12 protein-coding genes and 1 other RNA gene are annotated in these 11810 nt (G+C 45.2%); 12 read left to right on the top strand and 1 reads right to left on the bottom strand.

Annotation, left to right across the window (positions count from 1 at the left end; translation table 11 throughout):
- The first annotated feature begins 105 nt into the window (after nucleotides 1–105).
- Nucleotides 106–573 (top strand): SsrA-binding protein SmpB, encoded by a 468-nt coding sequence (smpB, locus tag NFU07_RS15790; RefSeq protein WP_251479843.1) that lies wholly within the window; start codon nucleotides 106–108, stop codon nucleotides 571–573.
- An 86-nt stretch (nucleotides 574–659) separates the two neighbouring features.
- Nucleotides 660–1013, top strand: a transfer-messenger RNA (tmRNA) gene (gene ssrA / locus NFU07_RS15785).
- A 109-nt stretch (nucleotides 1014–1122) separates the two neighbouring features.
- Here the strand turns inward: ssrA and NFU07_RS15780 are convergent.
- Nucleotides 1123–1992, bottom strand: coding sequence for an alpha/beta fold hydrolase (locus NFU07_RS15780; RefSeq protein WP_251479841.1), 870 nt, complete (start codon nucleotides 1990–1992; stop codon nucleotides 1123–1125).
- Nucleotides 1993–2276: 284 nt separating this feature from the next.
- Between NFU07_RS15780 and NFU07_RS15775 the strand changes: the two genes are divergently transcribed.
- The 10 genes from NFU07_RS15775 to NFU07_RS15730 all read left to right on the top strand — a co-directional run bounded on the left by NFU07_RS15775 (nucleotide 2277) and on the right by NFU07_RS15730 (nucleotide 11802).
- Nucleotides 2277–3155 (top strand): helix-turn-helix domain-containing protein, encoded by an 879-nt coding sequence (locus tag NFU07_RS15775; protein WP_251479838.1) that lies wholly within the window; start codon nucleotides 2277–2279, stop codon nucleotides 3153–3155.
- Nucleotides 3156–3175: 20 nt separating this feature from the next.
- The gene (locus NFU07_RS15770; RefSeq protein WP_251479836.1) at nucleotides 3176–3622 is read left to right on the top strand and encodes a hypothetical protein; all 447 of its coding nucleotides are present in this window, start codon (nucleotides 3176–3178) and stop codon (nucleotides 3620–3622) included.
- Between the two features lie 131 nt (nucleotides 3623–3753).
- The gene (locus NFU07_RS15765) at nucleotides 3754–5430 is read left to right on the top strand and encodes an S-layer homology domain-containing protein (RefSeq protein ID WP_251479834.1); all 1677 of its coding nucleotides are present in this window, start codon (nucleotides 3754–3756) and stop codon (nucleotides 5428–5430) included.
- A 152-nt stretch (nucleotides 5431–5582) separates the two neighbouring features.
- On the top strand, nucleotides 5583–6653 hold the full coding sequence (locus tag NFU07_RS15760; RefSeq protein ID WP_251479830.1) for an aldo/keto reductase: 1071 nt from the start codon (nucleotides 5583–5585) through the stop codon (nucleotides 6651–6653).
- Nucleotides 6654–6825: 172 nt separating this feature from the next.
- The gene (locus NFU07_RS15755; RefSeq protein WP_251479827.1) at nucleotides 6826–8310 is read left to right on the top strand and encodes a UDP-N-acetylmuramoyl-L-alanyl-D-glutamate--2,6-diaminopimelate ligase; all 1485 of its coding nucleotides are present in this window, start codon (nucleotides 6826–6828) and stop codon (nucleotides 8308–8310) included.
- Between the two features lie 227 nt (nucleotides 8311–8537).
- Entirely contained in the window at nucleotides 8538–8864 is a 327-nt protein-coding gene (locus NFU07_RS15750; RefSeq protein ID WP_251479823.1) for a hypothetical protein, read from the top strand.
- Between the two features lie 44 nt (nucleotides 8865–8908).
- Nucleotides 8909–9166: a hypothetical protein gene (locus NFU07_RS15745; RefSeq protein WP_251479820.1), complete on the top strand. Its 258-nt coding sequence runs from the start codon at nucleotides 8909–8911 to the stop codon at nucleotides 9164–9166.
- Between the two features lie 22 nt (nucleotides 9167–9188).
- On the top strand, nucleotides 9189–9914 hold the full coding sequence (locus NFU07_RS15740) for a metallophosphoesterase family protein (RefSeq protein ID WP_251479817.1): 726 nt from the start codon (nucleotides 9189–9191) through the stop codon (nucleotides 9912–9914).
- A 43-nt stretch (nucleotides 9915–9957) separates the two neighbouring features.
- A complete protein-coding gene (locus tag NFU07_RS15735; protein WP_251479814.1) occupies nucleotides 9958–10698 on the top strand; it encodes a hypothetical protein in 741 nt (246 codons plus the stop codon).
- 24 nt (nucleotides 10699–10722) lie between these two features.
- A complete protein-coding gene (locus tag NFU07_RS15730; protein ID WP_251479801.1) occupies nucleotides 10723–11802 on the top strand; it encodes a hypothetical protein in 1080 nt (359 codons plus the stop codon).
- Nucleotides 11803–11810 lie beyond the last annotated feature (8 nt).

Raw genomic sequence — 11810 nt, 5'->3', positions numbered from 1 at the left:
ATAGAAAAGGGAGTTCCACATTCCGTGTATAAACTCCGGCGCCCATACGGTTCTTGAAGCTGGTCGGGCGCTTGCGCTTTTCTTAATTTATTTGAGGTGAACAGCATGGCAAAAGGTGAAGGCAAAGTAATTGCCCAGAACAAAAAAGCCGGCTTCGATTATTTCATCGAAGAAACGATTGAAGCGGGCATCGTATTGCAAGGAACAGAAATTAAATCTGCGCGAAACGGCAAAGTCCAATTGGTCGATGCGTTCGTCCGGATCCGCAATGGAGAAGCTTGGATCTCGAATATGCATATTGCCCCGTACGAGCAAGGCAATATCTTCAATCACGATCCGACCCGTGTACGGAAATTATTGCTGCATAAAAAGCAGATCAATGAACTGATCGGCGTATCGAAAGTACAAGGATCGGCTATCATTCCATTGAAGATGTATTTGAAAGACGGCTATGCCAAAGTGCTTCTCGGCATCGGTAAAGGGAAGAAGAACTACGACAAGCGCCAGGACTTGAAGAAAAAAGATGCGAAGCGTGAAATCGACCGGGCCATCAAGGACCGGGGCCGCTACTGATCGCTTTTCTTGATATTTAGTCCCTATTGCTCTATAATTAATTTATAACACCGAAGCTAACATCTTCCGTGTTCCCTTTTAATTGAGGGGACGTTACGGATTCGACAGGGATGATCTGGGCTTGGGTCGCGCGTCGGAGGATCGGCTCCGTCACCAACGTAACTATAGTAACTGGCAAAACAAACCAAAACCTAGCATTCGCAGCGTAAGCTCGGATCTGCTCTTAGCATCCATCACCCATGTGGCTGTGTAGAGCTCAACTTTAGTGGGATACGGTCGGCAGTGCAACTTGAGCTGCCGGCAAGAGATTTTCAAGTTAGTGCACACGACGCCTGCTTATCGGCATAGTGCTGCGCGAAACTTAAATGGATAAGCTACACGCGTAGACGCTCAAGTAGCGGAGTTTCTGGACGCGGGTTCGACTCCCGCCGTCTCCATAGTGAGATAAACAAAGAAGAACGCCAAAACCTTTTCGGAGGTTTTGGCGTTTTTTCGATGTTTTTTAAAATGAAAAGGAGAGAGACAAAAGAAAATAACGAAAGTAAATTCTCATTTAAGTTTCTGATTCACCCAGCCAGCAATCACATTCGCTGTTTCTTCTGGCTCGTCCCACTGAATCATGTGGGAAGTATCGCTCATGATTTGGATTGTTACATCGTCGATTTGTTCTTTAAGCTGGCAAATGCCCTTCATTCTTGCTGTATCCATTTCTTTTGGATGCTCAGCATGAATCAGGAGTACGGGGATTTGGATAAACGGATAAGCTTCTGTAAAGGACTCTTTGAAGAAAGCCTTGATGATTGAGAGAACGGTATGTGTTGAAGCTTTTAGGCGGAATTCTCCGTTTAGCTGCTTCTCAAAAAGAGATAAGGCATATCGTTCTTTTTGTGAATTCCAATTGTTTGTGTAAGATCGGTATTCCTCAAAAATTTCTTTTTCAGTTTGAAATGTCGATTCATCCATGTATTGCTGCCAACCTATATAGGCATAATCGAACGTCATTTCAGGCTGATTCTGTGGAAATGTAAATCCACCATCCAGCATCATGAGTCCTAATACGTTTGCCGGGTAATAGCGGGTAAAGTGAAGCGCGACATCAGCTCCCCAAGAATGCCCCAATACATAAAAAGGAGAATCAGTGAGTTGTGGGATTAAAACATTAAGCCAGGCAGCCAAATTAGCAAAGGAATATTCTTCCTCATTAGAAAAGGAGAATGTACCACCGTGACCCGGACTGTCTAACACGATCAGGTGGAAACGGTGTTGCAGAAACGGCATTAACTCAGCAAAGCTATAGAAAGCATTTCCGGCAAGGCCGTGCAAGCAAATGATTGTGGGGTTCTTTGGATTGCCGAACTCGTAGTAATTCACTGTTCCATTCGTAGTTTCGATTTGATAATTCTGCATAACTTCACTCATATGTGTCCTCCGATTTTAGAAATCCCCAACTAAAGAAAATAATCATTCTAATGAAATTAAACTATACTGTTCTTATAAAGAAATGATTAAAGTTAAGGCAAAGCAGAAATGCTTCATTCCTTTTAAATTCTCTAGTGCTTTTGCAGTTCCTCCTTTTACAGGAACCTATTTCAATTCTTTCAGTCTAATAATCAAAGAGGTTTTTAAATTACAAAACGCACTTTAGCAATATCCATCAAAAAAACCTTCTCCATTTTCGGTATGATCATTTTGAGGTGAACAGGATGCAGTACAGTGAAGTGACGCAAAGGACGATTTCGTATATTGAAAGCCAGCTGCAGGAAGAACTTCCGCTCGATTCGTTTCCGCGAGCCGTCGGGTATTCAAAATACCATTTGCTGCGGGTGTTCAAAGAAGAGACAGGCAGGACGATTGGCGAATACATCCGGATGCGCCGGTTAGCGATGGCTTCGATGCTTCTCTTGTATAGTGATGAATCGATTATCGCGATTGCTTTTCAATTTCATTTTCAGTCACAGGAAGCTTTTACGCGGGCATTTAAAGAAGTGTATGCTGTGCCGCCTGGGAAATACCGAAAACTGATGCGAGCTGTCAGAATGATGGAGGAGGAAGAAATGATGGCGACAAGTGAACAAGTAAAAGGGTGGAGTTTGAGCGGATCGAATCCAGAACTGTATGAATTGATGACGGATTCAGCGGTGTGCCATACGGGAACGAAATCTGGATTATTGTATGCCAAAGCAGAGGTAAATGAGCAGCAATTTGCGACGATGATGCAAGGGTTTCAGGCGCGTGAATTTATTGGCAAACGGATTAAGCTTTCCTGTTTTTTGAAAACGGAACAGGCAGATAAATGCGGGGCTTGGCTTCGAATTGATAACGCTTCTGGGGATACGGTCCAGTTCGATAATATGGACAATCGGTCGATTCAAGGTACAACCGATTGGAATCATTACTCGATCGTGCTCGATGTTCCGGAAGACAGCACTTCTATCCATTTCGGCGTTTTGCTGATTGGCGGCGGCAAAGTGTGGGCGGATGGCTTCCGCTTTGAAGAAGTAGGGCAGAACGTGCCGACGACCAATATGCTTTCGGAAGCACAGTTGCCAGCGCAGCCGGTTAATTTAGACTTTAGCGAATGAAGGGGAAATGAGGGGAATGGATGAAGCAATTTTGGAAGCTGAATGCAGTAAGCATGCTGTATGCGCTTATGATCGCTATCCCCGTTGAATTGATGTTGAATGTTTACAGAATCAGCCGGATCGCGGACTTGGAAATCGGGACGGTAAATAGCTTGACTGGAATCATCTTGCTCTTTGAAGTGACGCTGGGTACGCTATTATTCTATACGCTCATCCAGAAGTGGCTGGGACGGAAGAATTCAAACTACTGGACTGTTATTTTGTGGCTGCCTTATTTTGTTCTTTACCTGTATGGGTTTGCGACGCTTTTCCCCATAAGCTATGGAGGCGATATGCCAAATCCTGGATCGGGTCTTCTGATAATAGCGGGATTGTTCATATACCCATTTTATATCCTCACTCTTACATCAGCTGCATTACCGATTGACTATGGAAAGAAAGATGAAGCTGATTCGCTACCCAATTGAAGTTTATACAGAATACCCCAGTTCAATGGAACTGGGGTATTTATATAGTGGAAGTTGGGTTTCTTTCTAAAAAATAATGAGAATTCTTATGGAATATTATGTTATTCTTAGCTATAAAAGGGGGCTCTCGAATGAAAAAATTAGGACTGGCATTAGCTGCAACATTATTCGTTTCAAGTTTTTCCGCATCTCCGTCTTCAGCAGCCGGATTTCCCGATGTGAGCGATGCCAATCGCTTCCATAAAGAAATTCAGTATCTTTCAGATGAAGGCGTCATCACCGGTTTTACGGATGGAAAATTCCAGCCGAAAGCGGGGGTGACGCGCGGGCAAGCGGCGATTATGATTGGCAAAGCGCTCGGTTATTCCGCTGAGGAGCAAAATACGCAGTTTAAAGACGTGGACGACACAATCGTTTCGAGCGGCAATATTGCCAAACTTGTAAAAGAAGGCATCATCAGCGGCTACCCGGACGGCACATTCAAACCGGCTAAAACAGTGACGCGTGCAGAAATGGCCATTTTCATTTCCCGTGCGTTTGATTGGGGCTATGAAGGCGAGCCGGAATATTTCTTTGATGTCCAAAAAGGGATGAAAGCTTACGATGCGATCCAGAAGTTATCCGCTTGGGGCGTTGCAGCGGGCTATGAACGGAGTAACTTCCGGCCAGCGGAAACGCTGACGCGGGAACAATTCGCGGCGTTCACTGCACGGGCAATGAATTTGAATGAATTCTCGGTAAAACCGGATGCAGTGGAAATTGCGTTCCTGGATGTCGGACGGGGCGATGCCACATATGTGGAATATGCAGACGGGCGAGCCGTACTGATCGATGCCGGACCGAATGCGGAACAAATCAGCCGTGCATTAAAAGAAATTGGCGCCCGTCCGATCACTTCCATAATCTTGACGCATCCAGACCCTGAACATATGGGCGGAGCCGCGTGGGTGATTGAAAACAATGAGGTGGAAACGATTTATGAAAGCGGGCTGCCAACCGACCCAGCCATTCACAGCGATTATTTCAAAGCAGTCGAAGCGAATGAAGTCACAGTGAAGACGGTAAAAACCGGCGATAACCTGTCACCGGATGCTTCAGTCGCGATCCAAGTCTTACATGCAGATCCAAAAGCGGAAAATGCGGACGACGGTGGAATGGTCTTGAAAGTATCCCGGGACACTGCAGATTTTCTCCTTGCCGGAGATGCTACGCCGAAAGTCCAGCAGCAATTGGTGGACAAGTATGACTTGAAAGCGGAAGTATTGAAAGTGCCGCATCACGGAGAGGAAGAATATTATACCTATCCCTTTATTGATGAAGTGAAAGCGCGCATGGCGATCCTGTCCTATTCCGGTGAACCGGATGAAAGCGTCGTGAATGACCTTCGGGCAAGCGGATCGGATATTTATGATACGCATATCCAAGGCAATGTCATTTATGTCATTGCGGATGAATTTACACAAATGAATGTGGACTATCATTTATTCGGATACGGCCAGTTGATTCCGGATATCCGCATTGTGAAAAAAGATCTGAAAGCGGAAGTGGTCACGCTGACGAACTACGACCGGGTAAATGCCGACATGACCGGATTTACTTTAGTCAGTGTGAAAGGCAACGAAACCTTCAAATTCCCGGATGGCTTTATTCTCCGCTCGGGCCAGAGCGTTAATATCACTTCGGGACCGAATGCCCTACATCAGCCGGCGCAAAGCTTGAAATGGACGAATGCGAATGTATGGGATGATGGCGGAGATGCTGCGAAACTTTTTGAATTCCCAAGTTCGATGTTGGATGAAACGCCTTAATCGAATAAAAGAACAAGCCGTTTTCTTGAGTTTTTTCACTCGAGAAAACGGTTTTTAGTTGGATTGGACGGCAACTGTTTTAGTTGAGAGGCGGCAGGGTATTCTACTAAGGTCTAATAGAATAACCAAAATTCATCCACTAGGAGGAGCTTATGGAAACTATTTATCTAGGGAAATCAGGCTTGCGCGTTCCAAAATACATACTGGGGACAGTCCCGTTCAGCGGAACGAACGGATTTGAAGCAGCAGGGGATGTCAAAGAAGATTTAGCTCGGCGCATGGTCGACATGTCGCTGGAAGCAGGCATCAATATGTTCGATACCGCAAATTTATATTCAAAAGGCGATGCAGAGCGTGTGCTGGGTGCGGCAATCAAAGGACGCCGTGACCAAGTATTGCTCACTTCAAAAACTGGGTTTCCGTTGAGCGACGATCCGAATGTGCGCGGGGCTTCCCGCAATAACATCCTGTCGTCGATCGATCAAACTTTGGAGCGTCTTGGAACAGATTACCTGGACCTGTATTTTGTCCATTTATGGGACGGGCAGACGCCTGTCGAAGAAACGGTGGAAACGATGACGCAATTGGTGAAGTCCGGCAAGATCCGCCATTGGGGCGTTTCGAATTACAGCGGCTGGGCACTCGCAAGAACCGTTACGATTGCGGAGCAAAATGGGTTTATTCCGCCGATCACCCAGCAGATTTACTACACGCCGGAAGCGAGGGAAGCGGAGTATGAACTGTTGCCGGCAGGGAAAGAACTTGGGGTCAGTTCAATGATCTGGAGTCCGCTTGGTGAAGGCTTGTTGAACGGGAAAATCGGACGCAACAAAACTGCGCCCGAAAACACACGGCAAGGTGCCGGATGGCCGGAGCCTTGGGTTCAGGATCAGGAACGCCTATACCAAGTCATCGACGCTTTAGAGGAAGTGGCGGCGAACCACAACGCCTCGGTTCCGCAAATCGCCTACGCATGGGTCCGTGATCGTCCGAATGTCGGGCCGATTGTCATTGCTGCGCGAAACGAAGAACAATTGAAAGAAAACATCGCTTCTTTTGACATTCAATTGACGAAAGAAGAGCAGGACAAAATTGAAGCCGTTGCACGTCCTGTGCCGATTTATCCGCTTTGGCACCGTGCGATGAGCGCACCCGAAATGGGCAGCCCTTCTGAAATCACGTACTTGAATGGTTACCGCAAATCGATGGGAATCGACGAATAAAAATGGGCACTGCCTTAAGACCGAGATCCGGTTTTTGAGGCGGTTTTTTTTTCTGTAAAACCTTTCTTCTGAATAGCTAGAATTTTAGTGATGCAGTAGACTAATAAAACAAGGAAGGGGATTTCCGGAAATCCGCTGGGAATCATGATTACGCGGCGAGAGGAAGAGGCTTTTGAAAACAGAAGAATTATTGAATCTAATTAAAATAAAAACGATCCAAGGCATAGTGCCTGATTTTATAGAAGGAATTCAAATGGATTCCCGAAATGTCGGACCGGGAGATGTTTTTGTCTGCATTACCGGCTATACCGTAGATGGCCACGAATTTGTCGAAGATGCGGTGCGCCGAGGCGCATCAATGATTATTTCGGGAAAAGAAATCAGCCATGTACCGGATGGCATGTGCGTTGTCCGGGTAAAAGATTCGGCTAAAGTGCTTGCTCGCCTTGCCAGCCATCTTTACGGGTATCCTGCAGCCAAACTCTCAACTATAGGCGTTACTGGAACAAACGGCAAAACGACGGTTTCGCATATGATCCATGAATTGATGGAGAAAGCCGGCCAAAAATCAGCTGTTGCCGGAACGCTTGGATTTCGTTCAATCAATACGTGGGCACCGACCCCGAACACCACGAGTGATATTCTTTCCAATTTGAAGATGCTTGAGAAAGCAGCTGAAAGCGATTGTTCCGCGATGATTTTTGAAACGTCTTCACAAGGGCTCGTTAACGGAAGAATGTGGGGAATTGAGTTGGATATTGCGGTATTCACCAATTTAAGCCACGATCATCTGGATTTCCATAAATCGATGGAAAGCTACGGACATGCCAAAGGACTGTTGTTCTCGCAGCTTGGACAAGACGTTCGGAAAACCAAATTCGCCGTTTTGAACCAGGATGATTCATGGTCTGCTTCATTCTCAGGGATGACGCCTTTTGAAACGATCAGCTACGGGTTATCGGCGGGCGCTGATTTTCAGGCAAGCCAAATTAGCTATGATGAACAAGGGACGGAATTTATGCTCGAGTCTCCTGAAGGAACCTTTGCTGTGAAAACCGATTTCATCGGAAAATTCAATGTGTACAATGTGCTCGCAGCCCTCGCTGCATTGTATGCATATGGCATGGAAATCGAAACGATGCTTGAACATTTACCGGAAATCTATCCGGTGGAAGGGCGGATGGAGAAATTGGCATCTTCAGACGGGCCGATGGTCTATATCGATTATGCGCATACACCGGATGCCATTGAAAAAGCGATCGACAGTCTGTTGCCATTTAAAAAAGGCCGTCTGATTATCCTTATTGCCGGGGGGAATTACCGCGATCAGCTCAAACGGCCGATCATGGCAGAAAAAGCATCGATTGCGGATTACGTCATCATCACAACTAACAATCCGGGGCAAGAGCCGAGCCGTGAAATTCTTCAAGCCTATGAAAAAGGCATGCTTCATAGCCGATATAAGTTAATAGCAGAAAGAGCGGAAGCGGTCCGGCATGCCATTGATATTGCGGAGAAAGAAGATATTGTGCTGTTAACGGATAAAGGGCATGAAACGACTTTGCTCGTGGGCGACAGGTATCTGCCTTACACCGAGAAAGAAATCGTTTTAGAACAGCTTAATTTTCAGGCGATGAATAAAGAACAAGTAAATTAAGCAGAAATAAAAGAACACGAAAAGGCATCGATGCTGCTCTCGAAAAGAGTAAAGAATCGATGCCTTTTTATGTTGGTTAAATAGCTTTTTAGCAATTTCACATTTTTTCCAACTTTAGCTGTTGAATTAAAAGAATTATTGATAAAATTAGAGAAATGAAATTTTTAACATCTTTTTGAAACTTTGGGAGCTGTTCTCCCATTTACTTTTAAGGTAGAGGTGCAATTATGAAAAACATATTCATCATCATCGCGACTGCCGCGGTTGAAACAGCGGTGCTTTGGTCTATATCGTTATTTTTTGACTGGAACTTCATCGATATCATGTTGCTTGGCGGCTTATTGATCTTTGGAGCTATTTGGCTCCTGCAGCTTTACTCCAATCAAACCACTAACCAATACAACGCATTTTCAAGGATTGATAACAGGCAGGAAACGCCGCAAGCCATACCGTTCTATTTTAAGATCTCACCTTTGGTCTACGGTTTATTATTGTTTAACTTGATGAGTTTCGCCATTACTGTGGTGAAGTTTTATCCGTATTTTATTGATTGATAATCACTCTAACTAGTTAGGCGGCGATTTGTATCGAGTTCAAAGTGGATTACCCCTTCATTTATTTTCTAGGAGAACACCGGATCGTCTTCGTTTATGAAATCACTTCAAAAAAAGCCGTCAATGCTGAAGTGCTGTTCAATAGCGACCGGTTCAGAGCAATTGAGATGAGCGAAGAGGAAGCGTTTGAAACGTTTAGACACGGAGGCAGGACGACGCCGGAAGGAACCAGCTTCTTTATGAAAGAGGATGAGTTAGCGGAGCTTGTGAAGCAGATTAATCGGTTGATTCAGGAAAATTAATTTAAAGAAAAGAAGTGACAAAATGGCAGAAAAGATTGCAATACTGGCAGACATTCACGGCAATTACTCAGCGCTTCAGGCTGTGCTGAAAGAAATTGACCAGGAGCCAGATATCAAACACATTTATTGCGTAGGAGATATGGTCGGCATCGGCTATGAAACAAACGAAGTATTGGAAGCTCTTTGTTCACGGGATGATGTGACGATGATTCTGGGGAATCATGAAGAGGAAATGCTGGCCCTTTTAAATGGTGAAGAAGGCGAAAGCCAGGGCGGCGAAAGAGTGCACCATGAGTGGCTGCTCGACCGGATGGATAAAAAGTTCATTCCGGAACTCAAGGCTCTTCCAAAAGAGCTGACGGTCTGCCATGGCGGCAAAACCCTCTTGTTGACCCATTATCATTTGGATCCGGCGAAAAAATACTTGCCAATCGATGCGAATCCGACATGGGAAAAATTCGAGGCTCTTTATAAGGGTTCCGCTGTCGATCTCGTGTGTTTCGGCCATCATCACCCTGTCCATTATTTCTCGACTAACTCGAGAACCTATTTGAATCCAGGTTCTCTTGGCTGCAGCAATTGGCCATATGCCCGGTATGCCACCGTGTCATTTAACGGGACAGTCGAAGTGGAATTGAAAGAAGCCGCCTATGACAATAAAGAATTTCTAGCAGGCTATGAAAAGTTGAAAGTCCCTGAAAGAGATTTCATTTTGAGCATTTTTCACGGCAATCAGCATTTGCTTTAAAGGAAATCTATTTTTACTATTTGCCTGTAGAGAGGATATAAACATGAAAACAATCTATAGTTTTAAGTCTGTGAAAGCCTATGAAAAGTATCAAGGTATAACAGAAAGCTTTAATAAGCGCTTACTAGATTACCAGAAAGTAATGGAAAAAGACTTTGCTTTGACCGAACTTCCAAAAGCTTTTGTTTGGACTTCAGCAGAACTCGCGACGACGGTTTTTTCAGAAGTGCCGATTCCCGCGTTTACAAATAAGGATGTTATTTATATGTCACCGGATCTTGCAGAATGGCGGCAGCTTTTTCTGAAGCAATTAGACGGCAAAGACCTGCCCCATATCGAGCAGTTCTATGCGAACTACTCGGAAAATCAGCTGTTCACCATCGCAGCACATGAGCTGACGCATCATTCCGATTTATTTGAGGATGAATTTCACGTTGAGCGGGATGACAGCATTTGGTTTGAAGAAGGCATGTGCCAATATTTGCCGCGGAAATTCGTATTGAGCCCGGCAGAGTTTGATGAAATTACAGCGATTGAAAGCGAATTGGTGAAGGTATTCACGGAAGACTACGGCGGGCGTTCGCTTGATGATTTTGGAAGTGCCTCCTATTTGGGGAGCTTGTCCAGCATCATGTTTGATTATTGGCGGAGTTTTCTTGCGGTGAAAGAACTCATAGAAGGCCATTTTAACAATGACATTCAGACGGTATTTAAACAATATCGGCAATGGCATGAAGGCGGGCGGAAAATACCATTGACTGCGTTCTTCGGAATTAGCGAATAAAAAAGAATAGGAAGAAGTTAAAAGATGATCAATCCATTAAAATTACAAGAAGCCATTAGGCATGCGGAAGTGGATACTCCCGTATTTCTCGGAGAAGGGGTTTGGCATCATGCCTGGAAAGTACGTAAAAATGGAAGCGATTGGGTGCTGCGGATTCCGAAAGAAATAGCGTATGGCCAACCGGTTCTGTATGATGAGGCCGTTTTAAAAGCAGAATACGGGGGAACCGAACTCTATTATGCGGTCGTCAATCAAGCGGTAAAGGGTGCAGCGCCTATGCATTATTCCTTTTTCGTGACGGAAGAGCTGACATACACGCTGGAATCTTTTGCCGGAACCGCCATCGAGCTTGCGGAAATAAATAGGGAAGCTGCTTTTCAATTAGGCCAAGACATTGGAGAAATCTACCGGGAAACGGAAAAAATTCCTCATGGATTATCCGGCTACGGTTTTCTTGCGTGGTCTACAGAAGAGGGGCTTCGGGGCAGCATCGCGGGAGATGCGCATCAAGGGTTGAAAGAAGAAAGTGAAGAGCAATTGGCGGATTATGAAACTTTGTGCCAGAGTCACCCGGAATTAAAGAGTGAAGCGGTCGAGAAGGCAATCCATTGGGCAGCAGCGCTCAGGCAGCAAAGATTTACAATGCCGCTCCTAACCAACCAGGATGCTTCACCTGAAAATATATTGATGAACGGCACTCAAGTTTGCCTGATTGATCCTTATCCGATCGTCTACTATCCAAGAGGAATGGCTGGCAATTTCATAAACTTATACGAAAACTATTTTGTCTCCCTCTCTGCTACCGAACGATACAGAAAACATCGATTTGACGTACACGAAGCGAAGATGAAAGCGATCGCTGAAGGTTTTTTAGCTGGCTATAGCGAAGGCAATACAGAAATCGTCCGTGAAGTCAGAGGGGAACAGCTGCTGCAAGTGCTCGAATCGGCCTTTAGCCACCTCCAATTACTGGAAGGGGAGCTGAGAAAAGAAACTGAAATCCGTTTTGGCACGAAGAAAGAAATAGCTGCCCGGTTGCCGCTTTTCTTAACGGAGCTCGAACGACTGGCGGCTATCAATATTAATAATGAATCTATAGTTTGAAGGGGGAA

The sequence above is a fragment of the Planococcus sp. NCCP-2050 genome (assembly GCF_023708025.1).
Classification (GTDB): Bacteria; Bacillota; Bacilli; order Bacillales_A; family Planococcaceae; genus Planococcus.
Note: the sequence above shows the minus strand (reverse complement) of the source record. Positions and strands in the feature narration are given on the sequence as shown.